25 protein-coding genes and 2 riboswitches are annotated in these 24,476 nt (G+C 42.6%); of the genes, 2 read left to right on the top strand and 23 right to left on the bottom strand.

Going from position 1 to position 24,476, the window contains the following annotated elements; all coding sequences use genetic code 11:
- The first annotated feature begins 184 nt into the window (after positions 1-184).
- The gene (locus tag KSU66_RS19845) at positions 185-412 is read left to right on the top strand and encodes a hypothetical protein (protein ID WP_269053198.1); all 228 of its coding nucleotides are present in this window, start codon (positions 185-187) and stop codon (positions 410-412) included.
- A gap of 93 nt (positions 413-505) precedes the next feature.
- Here KSU66_RS19845 and KSU66_RS19840 read toward each other — a convergent pair whose 3' ends face one another.
- The 15 genes from KSU66_RS19840 to KSU66_RS19770 all read right to left on the bottom strand — a co-directional run bounded on the left by KSU66_RS19840 (position 506) and on the right by KSU66_RS19770 (position 13,695).
- Positions 506-1,924: a purine-cytosine permease family protein gene (locus tag KSU66_RS19840; protein WP_269053197.1), complete on the bottom strand. Its 1,419-nt coding sequence runs from the start codon at positions 1,922-1,924 to the stop codon at positions 506-508.
- A gap of 481 nt (positions 1,925-2,405) precedes the next feature.
- Entirely contained in the window at positions 2,406-3,074 is a 669-nt protein-coding gene (locus tag KSU66_RS19835) for a cysteine hydrolase family protein (RefSeq protein WP_269053196.1), read from the bottom strand.
- Positions 3,075-3,208: 134 nt separating this feature from the next.
- Positions 3,209-3,889, bottom strand: a complete 681-nt coding sequence (locus tag KSU66_RS19830; protein WP_269053195.1) for a hypothetical protein — start codon at positions 3,887-3,889, stop codon at positions 3,209-3,211.
- Complete coding sequence (locus tag KSU66_RS19825) at positions 3,886-4,371, bottom strand: ECF transporter S component (RefSeq protein WP_269053194.1); 486 nt, start codon at positions 4,369-4,371, stop codon at positions 3,886-3,888. Before KSU66_RS19825 ends, KSU66_RS19830 begins: the two co-directional genes overlap by 4 nt.
- 3 nt (positions 4,372-4,374) lie before the next feature.
- Complete coding sequence (locus KSU66_RS19820; RefSeq protein ID WP_269053193.1) at positions 4,375-4,965, bottom strand: cob(I)yrinic acid a,c-diamide adenosyltransferase; 591 nt, start codon at positions 4,963-4,965, stop codon at positions 4,375-4,377.
- Positions 4,962-5,360 carry a bifunctional adenosylcobinamide kinase/adenosylcobinamide-phosphate guanylyltransferase gene (locus KSU66_RS19815; RefSeq protein WP_269053192.1) on the bottom strand — a complete coding sequence of 133 codons (399 nt, stop codon included), beginning with the start codon at positions 5,358-5,360 and terminating at the stop codon, positions 4,962-4,964. Before KSU66_RS19815 ends, KSU66_RS19820 begins: the two co-directional genes overlap by 4 nt.
- Positions 5,312-5,914, bottom strand: coding sequence for a histidine phosphatase family protein (locus KSU66_RS19810; protein ID WP_269053191.1), 603 nt, complete (start codon positions 5,912-5,914; stop codon positions 5,312-5,314). The genes KSU66_RS19815 and KSU66_RS19810 overlap by 49 nt, the downstream gene beginning before the upstream one ends.
- Positions 5,887-6,651, bottom strand: coding sequence for an adenosylcobinamide-GDP ribazoletransferase (cobS, locus tag KSU66_RS19805; protein WP_269053190.1), 765 nt, complete (start codon positions 6,649-6,651; stop codon positions 5,887-5,889). The genes KSU66_RS19810 and cobS overlap by 28 nt, the downstream gene beginning before the upstream one ends.
- Positions 6,648-7,484 (bottom strand): cobyric acid synthase, encoded by an 837-nt coding sequence (locus tag KSU66_RS19800; RefSeq protein WP_269053189.1) that lies wholly within the window; start codon positions 7,482-7,484, stop codon positions 6,648-6,650. Before KSU66_RS19800 ends, cobS begins: the two co-directional genes overlap by 4 nt.
- A gap of 204 nt (positions 7,485-7,688) precedes the next feature.
- Positions 7,689-8,261 carry a bifunctional adenosylcobinamide kinase/adenosylcobinamide-phosphate guanylyltransferase gene (locus KSU66_RS19795; RefSeq protein WP_269053188.1) on the bottom strand — a complete coding sequence of 191 codons (573 nt, stop codon included), beginning with the start codon at positions 8,259-8,261 and terminating at the stop codon, positions 7,689-7,691.
- Positions 8,243-9,322, bottom strand: a complete 1,080-nt coding sequence (locus KSU66_RS19790; RefSeq protein ID WP_269053187.1) for a pyridoxal phosphate-dependent aminotransferase — start codon at positions 9,320-9,322, stop codon at positions 8,243-8,245. The genes KSU66_RS19795 and KSU66_RS19790 overlap by 19 nt, the downstream gene beginning before the upstream one ends.
- Positions 9,309-10,277 (bottom strand): adenosylcobinamide-phosphate synthase CbiB, encoded by a 969-nt coding sequence (gene cbiB, locus KSU66_RS19785; protein ID WP_269053186.1) that lies wholly within the window; start codon positions 10,275-10,277, stop codon positions 9,309-9,311. Before cbiB ends, KSU66_RS19790 begins: the two co-directional genes overlap by 14 nt.
- Entirely contained in the window at positions 10,265-11,737 is a 1,473-nt protein-coding gene (locus KSU66_RS19780) for an adenosylcobinamide amidohydrolase (protein ID WP_269053185.1), read from the bottom strand. The genes cbiB and KSU66_RS19780 overlap by 13 nt, the downstream gene beginning before the upstream one ends.
- 1 nt (position 11,738) lies before the next feature.
- Positions 11,739-12,734 carry a FecCD family ABC transporter permease gene (locus KSU66_RS19775; RefSeq protein WP_269053184.1) on the bottom strand — a complete coding sequence of 332 codons (996 nt, stop codon included), beginning with the start codon at positions 12,732-12,734 and terminating at the stop codon, positions 11,739-11,741.
- Complete coding sequence (locus KSU66_RS19770; protein ID WP_269053183.1) at positions 12,727-13,695, bottom strand: ABC transporter substrate-binding protein; 969 nt, start codon at positions 13,693-13,695, stop codon at positions 12,727-12,729. Before KSU66_RS19770 ends, KSU66_RS19775 begins: the two co-directional genes overlap by 8 nt.
- A gap of 116 nt (positions 13,696-13,811) precedes the next feature.
- A riboswitch (cobalamin riboswitch) is annotated at positions 13,812-13,999 on the bottom strand.
- Between the two features lie 61 nt (positions 14,000-14,060).
- On the opposite strand from KSU66_RS19770, the gene KSU66_RS19765 reads away from it, so the two are divergent.
- Positions 14,061-14,249 (top strand): hypothetical protein, encoded by a 189-nt coding sequence (locus tag KSU66_RS19765; RefSeq protein WP_269053182.1) that lies wholly within the window; start codon positions 14,061-14,063, stop codon positions 14,247-14,249.
- A gap of 261 nt (positions 14,250-14,510) precedes the next feature.
- Here KSU66_RS19765 and KSU66_RS19760 read toward each other — a convergent pair whose 3' ends face one another.
- From KSU66_RS19760 to KSU66_RS19725, 8 genes are all read right to left on the bottom strand, one after another.
- A complete protein-coding gene (locus KSU66_RS19760; RefSeq protein WP_269053181.1) occupies positions 14,511-15,200 on the bottom strand; it encodes an ECF transporter S component in 690 nt (229 codons plus the stop codon).
- Positions 15,194-16,852 (bottom strand): ABC transporter ATP-binding protein, encoded by a 1,659-nt coding sequence (locus KSU66_RS19755; RefSeq protein ID WP_269053180.1) that lies wholly within the window; start codon positions 16,850-16,852, stop codon positions 15,194-15,196. The genes KSU66_RS19760 and KSU66_RS19755 overlap by 7 nt, the downstream gene beginning before the upstream one ends.
- The gene (locus KSU66_RS19750; RefSeq protein WP_269053179.1) at positions 16,834-17,673 is read right to left on the bottom strand and encodes an energy-coupling factor transporter transmembrane component T; all 840 of its coding nucleotides are present in this window, start codon (positions 17,671-17,673) and stop codon (positions 16,834-16,836) included. Before KSU66_RS19750 ends, KSU66_RS19755 begins: the two co-directional genes overlap by 19 nt.
- A gap of 114 nt (positions 17,674-17,787) precedes the next feature.
- Entirely contained in the window at positions 17,788-18,783 is a 996-nt protein-coding gene (locus tag KSU66_RS19745) for a DUF4430 domain-containing protein (protein WP_269053178.1), read from the bottom strand.
- A 20-nt stretch (positions 18,784-18,803) separates the two neighbouring features.
- Positions 18,804-20,903, bottom strand: coding sequence for an LPXTG cell wall anchor domain-containing protein (locus KSU66_RS19740; RefSeq protein WP_269053177.1), 2,100 nt, complete (start codon positions 20,901-20,903; stop codon positions 18,804-18,806).
- A gap of 160 nt (positions 20,904-21,063) precedes the next feature.
- Positions 21,064-21,251: riboswitch (cobalamin riboswitch) on the bottom strand.
- A 268-nt stretch (positions 21,252-21,519) separates the two neighbouring features.
- A complete protein-coding gene (locus KSU66_RS19735) occupies positions 21,520-22,092 on the bottom strand; it encodes a class D sortase (RefSeq protein ID WP_269053176.1) in 573 nt (190 codons plus the stop codon).
- A gap of 167 nt (positions 22,093-22,259) precedes the next feature.
- Positions 22,260-23,927 (bottom strand): arginine--tRNA ligase, encoded by a 1,668-nt coding sequence (gene argS / locus KSU66_RS19730; protein ID WP_269053175.1) that lies wholly within the window; start codon positions 23,925-23,927, stop codon positions 22,260-22,262.
- Positions 23,924-24,367 carry a DUF1934 domain-containing protein gene (locus KSU66_RS19725; protein WP_269053174.1) on the bottom strand — a complete coding sequence of 148 codons (444 nt, stop codon included), beginning with the start codon at positions 24,365-24,367 and terminating at the stop codon, positions 23,924-23,926. The genes argS and KSU66_RS19725 overlap by 4 nt, the downstream gene beginning before the upstream one ends.
- Positions 24,368-24,476 lie beyond the last annotated feature (109 nt).

The following is a 24,476-nucleotide window of genomic DNA, read 5'->3' as shown; positions in this document are numbered from 1 at the left end:
CCATAATTTTGAGCTAACAGCTCATATCCTAGAGGTCCTTCAAGATATTCTTTAACTATCATTAATTTAAATTCATCACTATATTTCGCCATATAAAAACACCCCAAGAGTTAGATTTTTAGCTCTAACTTTTGGGGTGCAGCACCAAGAGGATGCTTTTTTATTATTAAGGAGACGATAGAACATGAAAACAGGAACAACTGCTTATTATAAAGATTCATTCAAAGAAGCAATAATGACTAATTACAGTATGAACAAAGCAACGCCACTCGCTGTTGCGTATTCAAAATTTGAAGCGGAAATAAACAACTCGACCACTTTGCGGCAAGATGAAAAAGAAGTTCAGTTACAAAACCTGCAAAAGTCTTATGATCAAACGAGAGATGAGATTTTCGGTGAATTCGAAGATTAATAAGAAAACGAGCGAACCCCTTTTTAGGGGCCGCTCGTTTTTTATTTACCCCATTAAGTTAGTCACTTAAGAGAGTCATGATTAAATAACTCTCTATTTCTTAATTCGTGAAATGAAGCTGTATAGTATTGCAGTCGCTAGAATCGTTGGATATACTGCTCCTGTTGTATTCATAATGAATCCTACGTTTTGAACTACCAAGAAAAATACAACGCCTAGTGCCCAGACAGATACGGCTTTCAAATTGACGCCTTTATGGTACCAATATTTTCCACCTACTACATCAAATTGTTTTACATCATAACGTTTTTTATGTACGAAGTAGAAGTCTGCTACTAATATTCCAAGTAGTGCACTTAAAACCATCCCAATGTACTCAAGGAAAATCATAAATGTATCAAGGAAGCTTGTCATATAAAGCGGAACGAGCATAAGGACACCTGAAATAACAGTTACGAGCCAAATTGAGTGAAGTGGTTTCACTTTTCTCGTCACATTCGTCACTGAAATTCCAGCGGCCATTAAGTTTACGACGTTTGTTGTCACGCACGCTACGACAATTAGTACTAATGCTACCCAACCCAGGCCGAGATTCGTCACAAGTGAACTTGGATCAGAGTTATTCGGATCATAAACACCCGTCGTCAAAGCTGCACCGATTGTTGAAATGATCCCTACGAAAGCGAACCAAGCTAATGCTACCAATGCTCCAATTAAAGGTGCAACAGTCGCTGTTTTAACAGAGCGTGTATAGCGGGTAAATTCTGCCACACCAAGCACCCATGCTAAACTGAAAGCTGCCATAACATCAATTGCGACGCCCGTTGGCATTTTTAAATCAGCGGGTGGCTTCCACGCAATAATGTCGGCCATTGAATGCGACTTCAAGACAACCGTCGTGATCCAAACGCCTAACACGAGGACAAGAACCATCCCGATTCTTTCAACTATTTTAATTGAGTTTCTACCTAAAGAAACCGCAGCCAAGTTTAATATTGTCATCACAATAATTCCAATAATCATCGGTCCGGCACTGCCGGGTTCACCGTATGCTGGCCACCCAAATAGATCACTAAATATAAAGCTCATCGAAATAACGGCTATAAAGGTATTAACGACCGCCCAGCCTAAAAAGACAATTGTGTTTAAAACAGTCGGCAAGGCACTTCCCTTGATGCCAAACGCAGGTCTCGTTAAAGCCATTGTCGATGTTCCTACTTTAAAACCCATATAACCAACGAGTGCAAGGATAATATAAGCAATTGGGTTGGCGATTAAGGTTACCGAAATCGCACCCGCAAATGCCGCACCTGCCACTGTTCCTCCTACGTACCAAGAGGCGTTATTTGAATTTGCTCCGACCCATATGGCAATCATGTCAAAAAAACCGATGTTTCTCTGGCTCATTGGCACTTCATCTGTTGCGTAATACTCTATCGTTTCAACCTTTTTACCAGGAGCCGGACTTCCCTGCCCCTGGTACCCGGGCTCTTCTTCACTTGCTTTCGACAATTCTTCCATCCCTTTCTTGACGTACGGTTCTTTTTTCGAATTAATTAATAGCTATTTGTCACCTAAATATTCTACCTCAAACAAGCCGTTGGTTTCCGTTCCAATCGGACAGTGCGGAAAGTTACAGTTCAATCTTTCCCTGACGCTTTCCGCGGGCACTGCTTCAGTCTCCTCGTCGCTTAAACCGTGCTCCCAAACGCTAACGCTTTTCGGTCGCAAAAGCCGTTCTTCGTGACGGCTCTTCCTGTGGGGCCAAAATCAAGTACATGTATAATTTCTGTAAAGGACACAGAAATTATACAAACCGAACCCTACGTCGTTCGGCTCGCTGTTCCCGCTGGAGTCGCCGATTTACACTCCAACCAACTAAATTTCATTTTAAAAGGTAATTTTTTCAACGGGCTACCGCTAATCCCAACAGGGTCGCCACTATTCACTTCAATCAATTAAAAAGTCGAATTCTTCATTTCAACTTATAGAGTTACTTTTGAGCCGTTATTTTAGAAAACACGTCTCTCATATTATCTGGTGTAAACTGAAGTTCATCCGGTTCACTAGACGTCCAAACGCGAAATTCTTCCTTGTTCAGTCGTTTGCAAAGTTCTGCTGCTTCATATATTTGAAGGTCATAGATCCAGTTCGCCATCATTAAAACTGCAGCCATATGAGCACCTTCAGTCGTTGTGCCACAAATGTCCTCGACTAGACTCACCTGATAATCACGATAATAAGCATCCATGGCCGTTGAGATGACACAGACATCTGTCAGTACGCCACCAATTATTAAATGCTCTATCCCTAGTCCCTTTAACATTAAATCTAAACTAGACTCATGAAAGCCACTATAGCGATATTTATCTATAATAATGTCATGCGGTTCAGGTTTAATGAGATCGGCCACTTCAATCGCATCCGTTTTATCATGATAATAAAGCGGTTCTCCTTGAGCGTTTAATGGCTCCTTATTAGCCAGCCCGATTGCATCGCCTCGGTTAATATGTCGCGTGTAGATAATAGGGATGTTCATTTCACGGCAGCTTTTAATAAGCAAAGCTGTTTTCTGCAAAATTTGATCCATTCCAGCTACATTCGATGTTCCGCCTTCTTTTTGCAAATCTATTAGCAACAATGCAGCTTTTTGAAGATTCAAGTTCAATTCCTCCTTCCCGTGTTCTATTGTCGACAATTATTCCATGACTATACCGTTATGTATCTTTCATCAAAAACTAAAAAGTGTTTGAAAAGCTTACCATGAATTACGCGAAATTAAAATTGACAGTATTATTATTCAATATGTATATCTTTCAAATGTGCACCAAAAAGACTTTTCGCTTCTGCTAATTTTTCAGCCGAGATAGCTAATAAAACTACGGTGGAAGGTCCTGCAGACTTTTTAGTGTCCAGCACGGTTTCAACAACCGCTTCGTTATTTCCTGTCATATTTCGAATTTCTTCTACTATGCCTTTCGACCCTACTGGCCAAATTCGGTGGACGACCCCACGGTTAATCGCTTCATAAATTTTGCGAACTGACGCAACTTCGTCCGCTCGCACTATCACTTCTTCGCCTACAAGTGGCGTGCCGTATGTAAACCATGTCAAATCACCAACGGGACGAACCTCTTTCTTCTTGCCGATCATCGTCACCGCCACAGCGGATTGTACGAGTTCAATATTTGTTTCCGTACTTCCGCTAATTGACGGTACATCCAGCCCCACCTCTTGGAACAAATCCTTCACACCTTGCACGTAATTTTCCCAACTTGAACTGCCGCTGAAATTATGAATTAACACAGTTACCGGTTCAGCATTTGCCGACCACTGTTCAAGAAGTGTGACACGCGCCGCAAAATGGGCTGTCACACGATCTGGGACAGTAACGAAATCCGCTGATTTTTCACCGATACCGCCTGAATTATCCGTTGTTACGATGAAGTCGTTCCCTATTTCAATTGCATTCCTCATCGCAGTTCACCCAACTGGCCACTCGTAACATTGCGAAGCGCTGGTATGACGACAGCCGCAATAGCAGCGTTAGCAACGGTTGCGATAAAGATTGATGGCAGTGCGCCTATGAAAAAGGCTGGCGAAATTAAGAAGTAAAAAGGAAGCGGCGCAAGTAAACCGTTCGCAATAATGAAAAACACCCATTTCAACACATTGCGCTTCACTTGATGCAGACGTGCAAAAACTGCAACAATGATAAACATTTCAAGCGCAATGAGTGCATGAAATGGGCCTAATGGAAATCCCGCATACATCGCTGAAGCTGTGTGGCCTAATAACGCAACAATGCCCGCATAAACTGGTGGTAAAAATGCAGCCGATACGAGCGCTGGTGCCGAGTCAAGTGCAGTCGAACCAATGCCCAGGGGGATAATTAGTAAGCCCCCTACCGCACATAACGCCGCGAACATTGCTGTAACTGTTAACCTTTTAACTTGCACCGATTACTCACCCGATTTCTTATCTGTCTTTTCCGTTCTAAATACTTTTGCACTGCGCACATATTCATTATCTGCAATATTAATTCGCGAATTTGCTATGCGTGCTGCAACGAAAAAGTAATCGGAGAGTCTATTTAAATAGCGCACAACAACTGGTGATACATCATCTTCCGATTTCATCAGTGTTACTGTTTTACGTTCAGCTCTTCTCGTGACCGTTCTTGCGATATGAAGCGTTGCAGCTGCAGGCGATCCACCTGGTAAAATGAATTTTTCTAGTGGTGGTGCTTCTTCCATTAATTCATCAATCCGCTTTTCTAATACGGTAATTGGTTCTTCAGTCAATTTGTAATGACGCTCTTTCATCACGTTGGAAAGATCTCCCCCGCCGTCGAATAATTCGTTTTGAATCGCCTCAAGGTCGTCTAGTAAATCCATGAAAATCTGCGGATCAAGCTCCGTCATTGCTTTTCCGACGAATGAATTCAATTCGTCCATTGTGCCGTATGCTTCAACGCGAAGATCGTCTTTGTCCACGCGACCGCCTATTAAACTTGTTTTCCCTTTGTCCCCTGTTTTTGTATAAATCTTCATGATAATTCTCCCCTTTTCTTTATGGTTTTTGCAATGCCGTACCAAATACGTGTTACTTCGTCTGCTTTGGCCAATAATCTTTGATACAAACGCCCGCAAACATCGCGTAGTTCGCGTTGCGAGGCTTCTATTGGAACAATACCTCGTCCAATATCAGTTAAAATAAGTATTGCAGCTCGGTTTTCCACTGATTTTATGACACGAGCAATTGCTTCTTCTTCACCAAGTCCACATTGTTCTAGCCATTTCTCAAGCCCAGCAAGAACAACGCTTTCACTTCCCGGTTTGGGTAACTCACCCTCGAACCATTGTACGTGATTATTGCCTTGCTCTTTTATGAGCGTTTTCACGTATGCTCGTTTCCCGTTATGGGCACCTCCGATAATGACGTGCACCGCTTCCCCTCCTTAAAATCGTTGATGTTGTCCCATTCTAGGCGCCAAATGGAACCATGCGGAATCATCCACGACCAGAAATCCTGTTTCATTGGTGATAACTGCGTTAATAGTAGCCGAATTGGGCCTCCGTGCGTAACAACAAAATGATTTTTCTCATCGTCGGGCAACGCCGCCACTGCCGCCACTACACGGGTTTCTGTTTCCAGTAAACTTTCACCATTTGGGGGCGCATGTCCATACGGATTGTCAATCCAATTACGGTAGGTCTTATTATCTTTCAACGTATCATACGTTTTACCTTCCCAATCCCCGAAATGACTTTCACGAAAACGCCAATCAGGTTTATAGGTTGCTTCGGGAAAATAGAGCGCTGCGCTTTCTTTAGCACGAAGTAAGTCGCTCCCGTAAACAGTTTTAGGTTCCCATGGGAGCTTACTGTTTGTTCCGTTGATATCCACAATCGCTTCGTCAGTCCACCCGATGTACTGCCGTTGTTGGTTACCAAGCGTTGGAAGGTGACGTATTAAAGTGAGACTAACACGACTATCCATAACAGCGCCTCCATTCCTTCAATAAACGTACCAAGTAAATCTCCAGTAACTCCGCCGAAATGTTTCAGCGACCAGTTTCGGAAGAGGATAAGTCCTACAGCAATGACTGCGAATAAAAGAAGAGGAAGCACCGCGTTTCCAACTACATAGCCGAGACCGACTAGAACTGCGCCTCCGATAACCATCGACAATAGATTGACACTACCCGTCCCAATCTTTTCTTTGAAAAAGTAAGCAAGCCCTTTATTCTTAGCAGACTTGATTGTAGATAAATAAAGATTCATGCCCACCCGTGCAAGAAGTGGCAAGGCGATAAATAACGCGATATGTCCGAGGTCTTGCGCCAAGATTTCATGAAACAATGCAACCTTAACAATGATAAGTAGGACAAGTGCCATCGTCCCAAATGCGCCTAGACGTGGGTCTTCCAATATTTCCAGCCGTTTTTCACGGTCTTGATAGGAGAAAAATGCATCGCCCGTATCTGCCCAACCGTCTAGATGTAAACCGCCTGTCAGTATGATGCCTGTCAAGACGATAAAGACCGCTGTAAGAAGCGTTCCCGTGCCGATCACATCAATCATCAACAGAGAAACCGCGTACATAACTGCGCCAATTGCCGCGCCGACGAACGGAAGTGCTATAAACATTGCCGTCACTTCTTTTCGACCGATCGGCAATTCTTTTTTAATCGGAAGCACTGTGAAAAATTGAATTGCGAGCAGTAAACCGTTCATGTTGTACCCTCGGATTGTGCAAGAATTTCCTTCATTAGCGGCCAGTTAAGATGCCCCTTCACATGCGCCGCCCAAGCATCGTATATATCGACGCCAACAGGAGCCTCGACAAAAGGACGATTTGCGTCTTCCTCTTCAATTCCGTGGTCTAGTTTGTATGGAATGACACCTACAACAGGGATTCCCGTGTATTCTTCGATAAATTCAACACCCTCTCGGAATAAAGAAAGGTCGCCGTGAAATTTATTGATGATGATCGCTTTTACACGCGAACGATGTGCTGGCGATAAAAGCTGCAGTGTTCCAACGACGGATGCAATTGCGCCGCCGCGGTCGATATCAGCCACTAACACAGCGGGTACATTTGCAATTTCAGCAACACGCATATTGACAATTTCTCGGTCATTGAGATTTACTTCCGCTGGGCTGCCTGCTCCTTCGATAATGACTGTTTCGTATGTCTCCGAAAGCTTGGCTAGTGCAGTGTGGATTGCCTCAATACCGCGTTTGAAAAACTGTTCTCGGTACATCATGCCCGCTACGGGTCCAAACTTCTCCCCGAAAAAGAGTACTTCTGATTTCATCTCGGCTACGGGTTTTAATAGAATCGGATTCATATAGATCGACGGAATTGTTCTCGCGGCCTCTGCTTGTATGAACTGCGCACGGCTCATCTCTTCACCATTTTCCGTTATTGCCGAAAACCCGGACATATTTTGTGATTTAAAAGGCGTTACCCGAATTCCTTCATCGGATAATATACGGCATAGCGCCGCACAAATCATCGTTTTCCCAGAATCCGATGCTGTACCCAAAACAATCAAACCATTCATTGCAAAACCTCCTTTTACGTTGGAATGAAGTTTTTTAATCATTAGGAAAGAATAAAAGTTAGTTAATTGAAGCGGAAGGTGGCGACTCCGGCGGGATTGAGCGGGACAGGTGAGACCCCGCAGGAGCCTGCGACGAGGAGACTCACCTCCCGCCCCGCGGAAAGCGTCCACCTGTAGCGGAAATTAACGGTGGCGTCACACCTATCACTTCTTCCAATAATCCGCGATGCCGTAGTCCATCTCAATCGCAGTGTTCGCCTTCACAACAAGCCTTTGATGAATTCGACCAAGCCACATACTATATAGTTCGGTCTCTGCATCGGCTGACGGCAATTCATCGAGTACTTCATTCGAAACAATGACTAGCTCTGCGACTTTGTCTACTAGCGCATCGATTGTTTTATAAAGTTCTGCTTCTTTTTGTTCCATACAGCCCGGCTGTTGAATGCACGGCGTTCCCGTTTCCCAACCAGCGTACAATTCATTTGCTAACCACGTCGTTAAACAATCCCACAAGACAAAGTCCCCTTGCTGAATCGACGGGAGTAATTCTTCCAACTTCACCGGCTGTTCAAAAGTAGTCCAATTATGTTCTGCGCGGTGGATTTGGTGCTTGTCGATTCGCTTTTTCATCTCTATATCCGTCTTTACCCCAGATGCGATATAGACAAGACGCCCGCCGTTACGCTTGGATGCTGTGACGAGCTGCCTTTCAGCAAATGCACTTTTCCCACTTCGAACGCCGCCGCTAATGAAGGTCAGTTTGCCACGAACCATCGCGCCAGCTCCTCTTTAAGAACATTCATTTCCGCTACTTTTTTCATACCAATCCTCAGCCAATGGCCGTCCATCCCTTGAAAGTTTTCAGTATGCCGGAGCACAATTCCTTTGTTCAATAAATCCAAGTACAGTTTACGCGCGGTCTGCCCTTCTCCTGGTTTGAACGTTAGAAAGTTCACTTCGGAGTCAGTCACAATACAACCGCGTGCTTCTAGAAATACCTTCATTTTTAATCGTTCCCCATTGCTATGTTGAATGGCTCGTTCCCGGTATTTGTCCGCGTCTAAACAAAGCGCTCCGATATGTGCCGCCACACCATTCACATTCCAGTGCGGTGCAAGTGCTTTTATTTCATTAATAATTGTTGGATGTGCCAAGACATAGCCAAGCCGGATTCCCGGAATGGCATACATTTTCGTCATAGACCGAATGATTGTCACATGAGGATTTTCACTTAATTCCGAAATAAAGGAACTAGACTCTCCGATGAAATCAATGAAAGCTTCATCTAGGACAATGTCACAATCTTTTTCCGCTCCGAAACGGATGATGTTATCCAGATCATCGCGTTCTGGCAAGATGCCCGTCGGATTATTCGGGGTGCATAAATAAAGAACAGATGCTGATTCCATCGCCTCTTTAATCTGATTGATGGGTAATTTGAATCCGTTTTCTTCAGTTGATAAAACCCGAATAACGTCCACTTCTTTTGCCACCAAAGTCGCTTCATATTCGGAAAAAGTTGGATGGACGACGATCGCCTTCTCCCCGCGGTAGCGTTCCGCAACGAATGCAAGCAGTTCCGCCGCACCGTTTCCAACGAAAATAGACGCTTTTTCAACACCGTGAAACGCTGCAGCTGCCGATAAAAACGGTTCGCCGTCAGGATCTGGATAGGCCGTGATTTTCGTTGCAAGATCCGCCCATACTTCTTGAATGATTTTTGGGGGACCCGCAGGATTAACGTTCTCACTGAAATCAACGACATCAGTGGGACGTTCAATCCCAAGATTCGCATAAACCTTGGACGGATTCGCACCGTGTTTAGGTAAATCCATTAAACAACACTCCAATAATCGTAAATAGTATCCAAAATATAAATGAGGTCGTATGCATTTCAAATACAGACGCTTTTATGTAAGAAGCTTCTAGCGGAAATTTGCCAGGTCCGATTTCAGAGCGCTCTGATTTTTTCCCGCGGTAGGTCGATTTTCCGCCTAATGTGATGCCCAGTTGCCAAGCTGTCGCCGCTTCCAAATAACCACTGTTAGGACTCGCGTGTCGACGCGCATCCTTGGTCCAACCAGCAAAGCGTTTAAAAAATGAAATCCCGCCTTTATTCGACGCATATAAAATAATAAACAGCCCCGTAATTCGTGCGGGGATGAAGTTCATCACATCGTCTGTCCGCGCTGCAAATTTACCGAACTTTTCGTAACGCTCATCCTTGTAGCCAATCATGGAATCGAGTGTATTCACTGTTTTATATACCCATATGCCCGGTGCTCCAAATAAAAAGGCCCAAAAGAGTGGTGACGTAACACCGTCCGCTGTATTTTCAGAAACAGTTTCAATTGTTGCGCGCACAATTTCGCTTTCATTTAACTTCTCGGTATCACGGCCGACAATCATGGACAGCTTTTTACGTGCTTCACTTAAATTACCATCAGCAAGTGGTCGGTACACATCGAGTGCAGCCACGCGCAGACTTTTTTGAGCAAGACCAATCGCAATCAGTATACTTTCTGCGGCAATTCCTGCAAATAAATGAATGGAATAAGCAAAAACGGTTACAGAAAATACTAGGCTGAAAACAATTAATGTGGTCAGCGCGAGCAAAAATGCACCTTTTGCTGTGCGGAATTTTCCTTTATTTAAAATAGCGGTCATTTTTGAAACAAATGTACCTATCCAACGAACCGGATGTGGCCATTTTGGTGGATCTCCGATTATCCAATCAAGGAAAAAACCGATGGCGATGGCTAAAAAGTGTGCTGGTATCAAGTCGTCCATCCTTTCGCTTTCTTATAAGCTTGTACTGCTTTAACTGTGCATTCGTATACACCGTGTGCAACCAATTTCCCAAGTGACGTAATAGGGCCGGCATATGGTAGCCATTCCCCTTGTTGCGTGGCAGCCACGAGTAAACTGTCTGTCGATGTGCCTGTTGCGATTGTTCCCGTCAGTTGATCTTTTACATTTTCAGTTTGGAGCGCTTTCGCCTTTGCTTCTGTCGCGGTAATCATCGCTTGAATGAACGCTTCGTCTGGCAACTCTCCGTTAATAATTACCCATGTGTTTATTGTTCCAACCCGCGGAGCTTCATCGCGACTGCGTGCTTTGGATACATCTACCGCATTACCTATTCCGGCCGTGACGGCAATTAAGACCGTTCCGAAATCGCCTTCATATACACCTATTTCTACGTGCTCTGTCAAAACAGCAGTCATCATTCCTACTGTTTCATTCAGTGGAAAGCCTTGCTTCTCTAGATATGCAGCCATTTCAGTTTTTACGTCATCTGCATTGTAATTGCTGTCGACATGGCGATTCACAAATGTTTTATACCAACCTAATCCAGCGTTATGGACCGCGGATGATAACGTTTTAAGTGGGATTTTTGTTTGCAGTGCAACGAATTCCTTTGAAACAGAAAAGTCTTCTTTGGACACAACAGCTACTCGAATTTCATCTTTTGTATCAGGAAGTAAGGTGATTTGTGGTTTGGGCATTTCAGGGTGGGGCTGTGTTTTGACACGCGCTTTATAAACGGCTTCAATTGCTTCTTCTTTCACCACATCTTGTGGCAAACCGATTTTAGATACCTCGCCTTTATCCAATAATAGTAAACGGTCGCAGTACATTGCCGCTAAGTTAATGTCGTGGAATACCGAGATCACCGTAAGTCCTTTATCGACTGCTTGATTTCGTATTGTGTCGAGTAGTTGCTGTTGATGCGCGATGTCTAAATGATTTGTTGGTTCATCTAATAACAATATTGGTGCTTCTTGTGCGAGTGCTTGTGCAACGAAAACGCGTTGCTGCTCGCCTCCGGACAGGAGTTCGATGGACTGTTTCTCGTAACGCGTTATCGCCGTATTTTCCAGCGCTTCAGTTACGGCTCGCTCGTCCTCATTTGACCAGGAAGAAAATAACCCTGCCTGATGTGGATATCTCCCAAGTTCTACGGTTTCTCGGACGGTATGTGAAAATGCATGGGCATGTAATTGCGGCAACACGGCAACTTTCCTTGCAAATTCTTTTTGCGAATAAAGCGACGCACTTTTCCCGTCGATGGTCACGGTCCCGCTCTCTGCTTTTAGAATGCCTGAGATAATTTTCAGCAATGTTGATTTACCACTGCCATTTGGCCCTAAAATCCCGAGTACTTCCCCTTTTTTCACGTCAAAGCTAACTGATTTTACAACGAGGCTATTGCCGTAACCACCTGAAACATTTTCAACTTGTAGCATGTTACATAGCTCCCTTTCTTCTTTGTCTGTAGAAAATAAACGCAAATACAGGTGCGCCGATAAACGCCGTAATGACGCCAACTGGAAGTTCCGTCGGTGAAATAATAGTCCGCGCGATTAAATCACAAATAATAAGGAGCGAGGCACCGTTCATAAATGAAAGCGTGAGCAAATGACGATGATCTGCCCCCCATAAAAGTCGTGTCATGTGCGGAACTACGAGGCCGATAAAGCCAATTGTCCCTGATACTGCAACGGCTGAACCTGTTAAAATCGAGCCGCCAATTAAAATCGCAAATTTTCGCCGCTTCACATTAACACCTAAATGATGTGCACGTTCTTCCCCGAATAGCATCGCATTTAGTTCGCGACGATTTAACCAAAGCATTACGGAACCAACAATTACAAACGGCAAAATCATTGTAATATGATTCCAGCCACGCATCGAAACACTCCCGAGAAGCCATCCGATAATTTGGCGAAGTTCTTCTCCTGTCAGCGCAATCATGAGTGACAAAACCGAACCTAGAAACGAACCGAAAATAATACCTGTCAAAATAATTGTTTCCATTTTCATGGCCCTGTCGACAAGTCGCGCAAACCCAAGAACAAGAAACATCGTAAGTGCCGCGCCTATCATACTAAATATGGGTAGCGTATAAGTGCCTAAAATCGGTATCGATATACCAAAAAAGAGCGTCATCACAGCACCGACCGAGGCGCCGGATGACACTCCGAGTGTGTATGGATCAGCAAGCGGATTCTTTAATAGCCCTTGAAAAGCAGCACCGGAAATCGCCAGCGATGCGCCGACAAGTCCGGCCAATATAACACGCGGCATTCTTATTTTCCATAAGATGTTCGTCGCTGTCGTATCCGCTCCTGTATTCCATAGCGTACTAATCGGTATTTTCACCGATCCAATCGAAACACCGAGCCACACCACCACAAGAAGTGTGGCGGCGGAAACGATGTAGGCAACGCTTGATTTACTCACCGAAAACCTCAGGGTAAATTGCTTTCGCGATTGCTTCCAGTCCTTCTGCAAGGCGTGGACCTGTACGGCTCGTTATGTTTTCATCTACTTGAATTACTTGTTCGTCTTTAATTGCAGTGATCGTATCGAATCCGTCACGTTTATAGACATCTTCAACAGCCGTGTCGATATAGTCATACATAACGACAATGACATCCGGATTTTTATCTACGATTACTTCCGGATCCATCATGACCCAACCTTCTTCGTCAGCCGCAATATTTTCTGCGCCGACCATATCAAGGATTTCTTGCATAAATGTGTTTTTTCCTGGCGTGTAAATTTCAGGAGCTGGTGATGTTTCTACAAATACAGTCTTTTTGTTTTCAACTGAGTCTGTCTTCTCTAACACTTCAGCAACTTTTGCTTTCATGCTTTCGATAATTTCATTAGCTTTTTCTGCTTTACCCATTGCTTTACCCATTGTTTCAATCGTATCATACGTTTCATCAAAGTTCGTTGCATTTTTCACGATAAATACAGGAATTCCCGCTGCACGAATTTGTTCATAACCATCTTCGGCCATTCCGAATGCTGATTCATGCCCAAATACAATTTCAGGATCCATAGCTACGATAGCTTCAACGTTAAATTCCTGCGCGCCAATTTTTTCTTTTTCCAAAGCTTCAGCAGGATAATCGTCATAATCACTGACACCGATTATTTCTTCATTAAGTCCAAGTTCAAATAAAATCTCCGTGTTGCTCGGCATCATTGAAACAACCGTTGCTGGCGCTGTTTCTAAAGTTACTTCATTACCTACTGCATCAGTCAATGTAAGCGGGAATGTGCCTTCTTCAACTGTTTCTACTTCTGGTGTTTCATTTACTTTCGGCTTATCTTCTGTTGCCGTGCCGCCACATGCTGAAAGCAAGAACACTGCTAAAATTGATGTGAGCCATAATTGCCATTTTTTCTTCATTTAATTTCCTCCTGTTTTTCCAAATAAAAATCCCCCGTATCATTACGGAGGAATAAAGTCAGTAAAAATCTAAACACAAAGGTGCCGATTTCCACCAATCCTAATCCTCGTAGGCGTATGGGCGATTCATAAAGGCAGGTCTCCTGGCTCGTGCTCGCAGCTTGTCGCGTCTTCCCGGAACTGATTTCCAGTGACTTTTTTTCGACTTGCTCACACATACAGTGGCGGGACCGCGTCGGCATTAAACCGACTTCCCTTTTAACCTCGACAATTATGACGAGGCACCTTTATGTTTGGTCTATGTAATTTGTATCCGGTTCTTATTATACTACATATAAAGGTTGTGTCGAGAAAGAGTGGTTTGGTTGATTGCACTATCATTCCGTGAAACGAACGTTTTTGTGAAATCAGCCGTCGAGTACGAGTTATCGGCGTTCGCGTACTGGTTATCAGCGGTTGGAAGTAGTTTATCAGCGCTCGACATCCCGATATCAGCGCCCACGGGGTACTTATCAGCGAATTATTACTTTGGCACTACAGTTTCGGCGCAATAAAACCATTGTTTTCCTAAAAAACACTTAAAGCCTTCTTAAATATCTCTTTTTAGCTTTAATTCCGTTTCGACTTTTATGCTTGCACCCGGATGTCATTTGCTTGCACCCGACTACTCTTTGCTTGCACTCTTCCAATCTTTGCTTGCACCGGTAGAGCATTTCCTTGCACTCAATCCAATTTGCTTGCAAGTCGGGACCTTACGACTATAAAATGTTTAACACTTTTCTAAGCAATGCGAATCAAAACCTGTGAATTATTCGCTAAGCCTCCAATAAGCCATACTTTCTCTGAAATCGCTGCAGAATTTTAAACCAACTGGCACCAAAGACGAGAATAAAGAATACGTTGCCTATGCCATGAGCTAAATCGAAATAAATACTGGCGAAATAAATCCCCAAGAACGCTTCCCAGGTCATGTTTTCCAAATTACTTACTATAATCCATAAATTCATGAACCAACCGAATAGGTATCCCCATATAAATCCAAATACGGCCTTCCCCCATAGTTTTGACATCCACCACGTATTTCGGAGAAGCCCCGCACTCATCCCCATCATGCCCCAAGCATACATTTGCCACGGCGTCCAAGGGCCTTGACCGAGAAATATATTCGACACTATCGCAGCGACTGCGCCGACAATAAATCCAGATTCCGCACCGAATGCCAAACCAGCCATAATAATAACAAATGAAGTTGGTTGAACACTTGGCAAACCGGCAAAAGGAACCCGTCCCACCGCAGCAATTGCGGCAAGCATAGCTAAAATAACAATTTCTCGTACCGCAACTTTACGCATTTCAAAACGAATAAAAAACGGAAGCATGATGATGCTAATAATTAGAAAGCTCAACATTAAATACGCATTATACCGAAAGACAGCAATCGATATGACCAACAAGACGAATATCAAAATGGAAACAATCGTTAAGTAACGTCTGTTGTTTACCATTTTAACAATGCCTCCTCTAACGTAAGCGATTCTTTTTCTTCACTTACTCGACTTGCTCGGTTTATGGATGTCGTGTAAAAGTAATTTCCTTTAAATAATTGCGCTGGCGTACCAGTCACAGTAATTTCCCCGTTAAAAATCATAGCGCATCTCATCGCATTTTTAGCCGCAAATTCAATATCATGGGTTACCATAATAATCGTTATTCCAGACTTATGTAGTCGCTGTAAAAGCGTTGATAATTCTTCTTTTGAAACTGAATCTAGTCCCTTCGTCGGTTCGTCGATAAATAATATTTCAGGAGTGGCAATCAGCATACAAGCGAGAGCAGTTTTTTGAATTTCCCCCCCCGAACAGTCATAAGGGTGACGATTTTTCAAATGCGCAATGCCAAAAGTTTGAAGTAGCTCGACAATCACTGATTCACCATTGGCAACATTATGTCGTATGACTGTTTCCCGCATTTCTTTTTCGATTGTATCGTGAACAAAGTAGGTTCTTGGATTTTGCGGCAGATAAGCAACACCGTCAAATCGTTGTTTACTGCGCGACTTATTTATATTTTCCCCGCGTAGCAATACCTTTCCTCTTTGTGTCTTAATGCTGCCAATACATGCTTTCAAAACCGTTGTTTTTCCTGATCCATTTCCACCAACCAGCGCAAAAAAATCACCTTCCCTAATTTCCAAAGAAAGCTTTTTCAGGATGGGTGGGCTCTCCCTCCGATATTGAAAATATACATCTTTTAAACTAACGGCCAAATCCCTACTACTAAAGTCAACCGTTTCCCCTTCTAACTTAAGCATTGATGGTTCAGGCAAACCGACAAACCATTCCCTGCCTTCTTTAACCGTAAGCGGAATCTTCTCCCGTACAACCGTTTCTGTAGTTTCCATATAAAGGCGTGCCAAGGAAGGTAGATAAGGAATGAGTTGTTTATTTCCGCGCTCGTATAACTCTTCAATGACTTGCCGACTCGCTCCACCGTAACTAATCGCACCTTCTTCCATAAATAATATACGGTCCGCAGATGAAAATAACTGCTCTAGACGATGCTCCACCAGAATGATTGTTATGCCCATCTCTTGGTTTAGTCGTTCTAATGTTGTCAGTAATTCTCTTGCAGCTATCGGATCTAACTGAGAAGTGGGTTCGTCTAACAACAGGACCTTCGGTTTCAAAAGAAGTGTGGAAAGCAAATTCAGCATCTGCGTTTGTCCGCCGGATAGCTCGGATGGTTTTAACGTTAACATATCTTCCATTCCAAAAAAGTTGACCATTTCCGCAACTCTTTTTCTCATTTCAAAGTTCGAATACCCTAAGTTTTCAAGGCCGAAAACAATTTCTTGCATGACTTCGTCCATAACAATCTGATTTTCTGGGTCTTGTGATACAAAACCTATTTCCTCGATTAACGTTTTTTTGTCCCAATCCGCTAACTGGCTATTTTTATAATATATTTCACCTACCTGAGTCCCTGCAGGCGCTAATTCGTTTTTTAATAATTGTAATAGGGTTGTCTTCCCACAACCACTGGGACCGCAAATAACAATAAACTCTCCTTCTTTTACAGTGAGATTTACACCCTGAAGTGCCCATTCGGAAGCGTCAGGAAACTGAAATCTAAGGTTTTCTATCTTGATAGTTTCCATCGCATCTGTTCTCTCCCTTCAACTAATAGTGGAAACGCCACTAGAATCAATAGACATCCAAGCAGGACCCAATCAAGCGCATAAAATTGCAGGGTGCCTAGTTCTGGATAAATAAAAATCTTCCCATAGCCTAATACTCCTCCGAGTAGGCAGGCAATGAAAAGTAACCAGATAATCAACAACCAACCGACATCACGCCTTTCCCATTGAAAAGGAAGGTACGAGCTACGCTTTCCTATTCCGTAACCTCTTGCTTCCATGGAATTTGCGGTTTCCAGCGCTTCTTCAAGTGACCAAGTCAATAATATTTGTAAGAGGATCATTCCACTTTTAGCTCGATTCCAAATGGAACCCGACCGCATATCAATCCCTCGAATACGCTGAACGTCCGTAATCTCCCCTAATCGCACGCGTAATAGTGGGACAAAACGAATTGCTAGCATAGACAAAAATGCAAGTTTCGGCAGAACGCGTGAAAAGATATATAAGAACTTATTTCCATTTAAAATTAAATTAAACGAAATAAATAATATGATAATGCCTACGATTGATAACGACATAACCACTCCGTAAACTGATGCTTCTACCGTCACTTGTTTTCCACGAAAGTAAAACAAAATAGTAGTTCCTCTAGAAACTAAAAATGGATTTAACATAACAATAATACTACTCATAATTAAGAGCAGTGGTAGCCATTTCTTCATTTCTTTTCCTCTGTCATGCGTGAGATTAAGTGCTATAAGAAACAGAAATATGAGCAGTAAAAATAACGGATGATTGAAATAGAGAAGAAGAACGCCTACGGCAATATAGTAACTCACAAGAACCATTGGATGATACGAACGAAAACCAGCTTCTATTGGATATTCACCTCTTTATATCTATTAAAAATACGACCTGAAGCGAAGCACGTCAGGTCGTATTTTCCAACTATTTTACCGCCTAAATGGTTTTAGATTTGCGCCTAAATCAACGCCTAAATCTGTTGTATAAAGCCATTCGACACGGTCGCCGCCAAGTAGTGGGACTACCCCTGCTCCCCGGTCTGGGAAAATACCATTCACTCGGTACATCCAGCCGCTTCCTTGCCCGCGGTCAAATTCATATACATTGGCCATTCCTTGTATATAAGCAGTGGCCCCTTGTCCTCCGCGGTAGTCCATATGAACTTTATTGGCCATGGTAATTTTAATCAATGCGTCTAAAACCGTATCGCCATCCTTAATTTCCATTTCCGTCGGTGGCAATGGGACTTCACTTGAAGAGAGAACGATTGAATGGACAATCGTATTCTTTTTCGGCTCGGTTTTTGGTTCTTCTTTTGCCTCCTCTTTTGGAGCCGGTGTTGGTGTTAGTTTTTCTGTCGGTTTTTCTGTTGCCTTTGGTGTTGCCTTTGGTGTTGCCTTTGGTGTTGCCTTTGGTGTTGCCTTTGGTGTTGCTTTCGCCGTTGGATTTGATTCAACTTTTTTCTTAACTGTTTCTACTGCTTTACTTGTATTTCCCGACTTAGTAACCGTAGTATTACCCGATTCATTCGCGCTTTTGGTACTTGGTTCTTTTACTTTTGGCTTCTCCTGATTTTTTTTAGGTGTTACTTCACTTCGCTTAGTTTCAGCCGCTGAAGGATCTTTATCTTCTTTCAGCGATTTAACAAGCTTTTCACTAGAATCCTTCTTAGTCTGCTTTTCCTTTTCAACGTCCTCTTTACTTAAGTCAGCCACATCTGGCTTAGCATCTTCAGACTCTTCTTTCACTTTACTTTCGGCGACATTCTTCTTTTCTGCTTCTTTCGTGTCATTCGCTATCGTTTTTTGCTCCGTACTTTCTTCTAATCCTGAAGGCTTCTGCAATGAAGTTCCGCAAGCACTCAGTCCAATAACGACGATGAATGTTAATAAAATAGAAGTAATGATTTTCAAATAGTACTTCATGGATAAAAGCCCCCTTTTATTTACGAATTCAAGACATTTCTTCTGCGAACGAACCAAGTAATGCTACCAATTGTTAATAAACCAATACCTACTATTAATAAATTAAATGTATTTGTCGCTGTTTTCGGAAGTAGGGCCCCTAATCCAACGTCTTTGACTGTGTCAGTTTCTTTTCCTTTAGATACAGTTTCACTCTCACTAGTGGGTACTTTCTTATTAATATCTTCAACTACTAAAACTTCATCAGACTCTACTTTCTCAACAACTTTTGTTTTTGCAGAAAGAGTTACCTTCTCAGATTCATTACCCAACTTATCTACAGCCATTACTTCATAATCATAAGTTTGCGCTGATTTCAAATCAGCATCGACAAATTCGCTTTCAGCTCCTTCAACAACCGCTAGTTGCTTGTCCTCACGGTAAATGATGTACTCTTTAACTCCAGAAGGATCGTCCGCCGATAAACTTAAATTAATGCTGTCAACCGTCGTTTCTTCCTCGGTAACTTGAAGATTTTCTGGGCCGAATGTATCGGTAAAGACACCGTATATTGAGAAGTGATTGACGTCTACCATAATCGCTCCATCTTTTGCAGCACCCCATCCAGCTACATATTCCCATAGTTTCGTCTGTTCATTAAAGTAATAAACACCCGTTTTCTCGGCATCAATTCCTTCGTGAACCGCCATGCTTAAACCATAGCTACCTGTTCCTTGTTTGACTCCACTTGGATATTCAAATTGAAAATCATACCAATCTCCAGTTAATGTCAAACCACTAAAAGGTACTGTTTTTTCGTCTGGATGCTGTACTTCTAATTTAGTTCCTTCTGGTAAATCCTTAGGTAATTGTAGGAATGAGTTACTGTCACTTATAAAAATCTTCTCGCCTTTCTTTACTTCGATTTGTTTATTGAAGTCGATTACTTTATCTGACTCTGGTGTTGGTTCTGGTTCTGGCCCTGACTCTGGTTCTGGCTCTGGTGTTGGTGTTGGTGTTGGTGTTGGGGTTGGGGTTGGTTCTGGTTCTGGTTCTGGTTCTGGCTCTGGCTCTGGCTCTGGCTCTGGTTCTGGTTCTACTACTTTATCAGCAAAGTCATAGAGTCTACCTCCACCATTTGCATATAAGTCGTAAGCCACGAGGCCCTGCAAAGCCTGTTCAGTGGCCATAGTGTTAGATGAACGATCACCGGAAGTATGCTTGAATCCACCATTATCAGCGGCAAAACTTAATAAATGATCAATCAAGTTAATTCCTTTTTTCGTGAATCGTTCACTAGTTGGATCTATTCCATTAGCCGTTAGACCAATAATCACCTGCGATGTCGCTTCACTTGAAATTCCACCTACAAATGCTTCATCGAATCCGCCGGTATCCCCTTGTTCCTTAGACAAAAATGAAACTGCTTTATCAACAGCGCTTTTCACTTTCGGTTGTCCAGTATATGGCGCTAACCCTATGAGAGCCATTGCGCTAATATCATAGCTAGTTGACCCAGTTGTTGAAGTTGATAAACTCCACGAACCATCGTCTTTTTGATATTTTAGCAGTTCTGCAACTAACTGATTGCGTGTCCATCTAGCATCCTCTGGCACTGCAAAACCTTTTGTATCTAGGGCAATTAATGCGAAAATAATGCCGTTGTTCCCTTGATAAGTGAGCGTATCTTCTACCGAACCATCCCATAGATTACGATCAGGACTGTTGTAAATTAATTCAATTAAATTATGACCGCCAACATCCCGGGGATCAATCCCAATGGCAACAGCCGCCATCGCAAGTCGCTCACTGTCAGTAATTTTAAAGCGCCCAGTATCAAGGCCTTTAGTTATTTGACTTTCGATATGTTCTTTAAAATTATCCGTGTATCCAGCTGGTACCGTTTTACCAGCCTTTGTTAGACCAATTGCTTGCCACTCGCTAATTACACCTTCGTCTAGCATGTTAGCGCTTGCATCATTGATAGCAGATTGTACGAGTGTGTTATAATCCTTCACTTCTAGTTGTGTTATGTTTTCCTCTCCGTTTTGCGCGGCTACCGGTGCTATCAGCGCAAATATGAGCATAAACAACAGTGAAAATAAGACTGTAAAACTGGTTAACTTTCGGTACTTCCTCATTTATAAATCTCCCCTTTTTTGAACAAAAAACGCTGAAAATTATTCGGGCAAATAAAAAAGCCCCCACCCCCAGAAAGAGGTAAAGGCATATGTATGTTCAATAAATAAACTCGAAAAATTGACAGATACACGATGCATACCTTTTTCCTGGAAGGTGTTTAATTGCATACTGACTTTGGCAAGTCTCCTGACTTATGGATCATCGCTTCCTCTGTGTTCCCAGTAGTTTACTAGTGGCATAAATAGAGTTTGCTCCCCAATTACAGTGGCCGGACCGTTCAGGTATTTCACCTGATTCCTTTTTAAAATTTTGCGTTAAGCAAAAATACCAAAATCAAATTATTAAGTTTTCATGCCACTAATGAATGGCCAACAGATTCTCTGTAAGTATATAGGAGTAGATTTTTAATGCAATACTAAGATTTTTTGGCTGTGGACATTGTTTTTTTAAGTTTCCTTGCACTTCAGTCGGGTTTGCTTGCTCTCAGCTTGACCTTCCTTGCACCCGCACCCCATTTGCTTGCACTCAACCGAATTTGCTTGCAAGTCGGGACCTTCCAACTACAGTTTCTAGCAATATAAGCAAAAAAACCACACAATCGTGTAGTCATCTTAATTATTTTGCATAAATAATATATCGGTCAGGAGCGCTTCCTATAAATGTAAAAGGATAGCAGGTCGACAAGGTTAATATTTCTTCCGGAGCTGTGGAGCGGATTACGGTTCGATCGTCTGCGTCTACAATTTCCGTATCGAAAATCGTATAAATAAATGTTCCTTTTTCCATTTTCACGTGGATTTCATCGCCATGTTCAAGTTCTCCAAACTGACGAAAAACAGTATCACGATGACCCGACAATAAAATCTGATCTTGTTGGCCAGGTAAGGCAGTACTTATAAAATGCCCGACACCTCTAGCTAACTCATCCTCATGCGTGCCTGAAATGATCGGTATTTCCCGGTCCAACCGCGGAATATACAAAACGCCAATCGAATCGCCTTCTTTAATATCACTATACACTTCAATTTCATCGCTTTCTTCACGTGGAATAACCTCTTCAGAAATAAATCCCTTCGCTTCTTCCAGGTTTTTTTCTTGTTCAAAATATGAAGTAGCAAATTGACCACCTGCATAAATAATAAACAGTGCACCAATTACAATGAATAGAATAGGTATAACCTTTCTCAATAAAATCCCCCCATCCTGAAATTTAATGAAAACTAGGCGACAGCGGAGCCTAAGTTGCGCTTATAAGGTCTCCCTTAAACTAATTATTATCTGGCGTTATAAAGAAAACACGTAGCAACCAGCCAATTTTCAGTGGACAAGCGCTACGTGTTTATTAATAATAGGTATTACATTTTTTCAGGAGCAGATACACCAATCAGTTTGAGTGCGTTCGCTATTGTCGTGCGAGTTGCCGTAATTAATGCAAGGCGTGCCTCCGACATTTCGCGATTATCGGCATCCAATACTTTTTCTGCGTTGTAAAATGAGTGGAATGCAGAAGCTAACTCTTGAATATACGTCGCCACACGATGTGGTGAACGTGTTTTCGCTGCGTCCGCTACAATTTGCGGGAAGTCGCCGATTTTCTTAAGTAAATCAATTTCTCGCTCCGCAGTTAATAATGCGGCCCCGTCTACTGAAGCTGATAGGTTCATGTCTTTCGATTGACGTAAAATCGAAGAAATTCGTGCGTGTCCATATTGTGCATAGTAAACCGGGTTTTCGCTTGATTCAGAAACAGCTAGGTCTAGGTCAAAATCCATTTGCGTATCTGCTGATCTCATTACGAAGAAATAACGAGTCGCGTCAAGTCCAACATCTTCAACAAGTTCACGCATTGTGACTGCTTTTCCAGTCCGTTTACTCATCATCATGCGTTCGCCGTCTTTGTATAAATGAACCATTTGCGAAACGATTACTTCCAATTTATCTTTCCCATAACCAAGTGCTTCTATTGCTGCTTTCATACGAGGAATATAACCGTGATGGTCCGCTCCCCAAATGTTAATGAGTTTATCGAATCCACGTTGAATCTTGTCTTCGTGATAGGCAATGTCTGGTGTGATGTACGTAAATGTTCCATCATTTTTAATTAGCACACGGTCTTTGTCATCGCCGAATGCTGTTGAACGGAACCACGTCGCACCGTCTTCTTCAAATATATAACCGTTCTCACGTAATTTGTCCATTGCCCCTTCAATTCTTCCGCTACCGTATAGCGACGACTCTGAAAACCAGCTGTCGAATGGAACACGGAAGTTCACTAAGTCAGTTTCTAATTTTTTAATCTCATACTTCAAGCCGTATGCACGGAAAAAGTCATAGCGCTCTTTATCAGGTACATTTTTATATTTATCGCCAAATTCTTCGACGAGTTTTTTAGCAATACCAATAATATCTTGACCTTGATAGCCGCCTTCTGGAAGTTCACGTTCTTCTCCAAGTTCTTGGAAATACCGAGCTTCAACTGATAATGCAAGGTTATCAATTTGGTTACCTGCATCATTTAAATAATATTCGCGCTCAACTTCATATCCCGCAAAATCTAGGACATTACAAAGTGAATCCCCTAAAGCTGCACCACGCGCATGTCCTAGATGTAAATCGCCCGTTGGATTTGCCGAAACAAACTCAACTTGGATTTTCTCACCTTGACCCGAATTCGTACGTCCGTATTCCGCGCCTTGGTCGATAACTGTCTTTACGACTTCCTGTAAATAATCTTTTTTCAGCGTAATATTAATAAACCCAGGACCCGCAACATCAATTGATTCGATGGATGCACTCTCTTTATCGATGTTTGCCAGAATTGCTTCTGCAATCGCACGTGGTGGTTTTTTTGCAAGTTTTGTAAGTTGCATGGCGATATTCGTTGCATAATCCCCGTTTTCCTTACTTCTTGGTGTTTCCAGCATAATGACTGGCATATCCGCTTCTTCCACGAGTTTCGCCTCAATAACGGCGTTGTGTAGCGCTAGTTTTACTTCTTGTTGTATCTTTTCGACTGCATTCATTTTATTCCCTCCGAATATGTAATAGTTATTTCGTACGTGCCTAGAAGTGAACCTTCTGCATGCAATTCATAGGCTACGTTAAAGCGCCCATTGCCCAGATCTTCTTTTTCCATAAACTCAAGCCGATTCGTTTTCACGTGCAACTTCATCGATGCCGGACCATTCCCGTATTCACCTGTACTGATGCGTTCAGTGTCAAATGGTAGCCGCATTTTAACAGCCCCACTTCGCATAATAAATGCTTCGCTGTCATCCAACTTGACGGTCGTTTGAATTTTTTGCCCATCTTGTTCTTCTTCATATTTCAAATACAAAGAATTGATTTTTTCGATGTATCGGCCTGTCGCTTGTATTTCATGCGTCTCTTTATCCTGTCCTGGATGTTTAATTGACGAATGGAGCCGGATTTGTACAGGTCGACCTAACGTTTTCGATTCCATTTCGTTCACCGCCCTCTTACTAAAAATATCTTCTTATTATATCGCTCTTCTTCATGACATTCCAATTAAGCCTGTCATTTATCTTAAAATAATGTGAAATAGCCGTTTA

Source organism: Sporosarcina sp. G11-34, from assembly GCF_026931025.1.
Note: the sequence above shows the minus strand (reverse complement) of the source record. Positions and strands in the feature narration are given on the sequence as shown.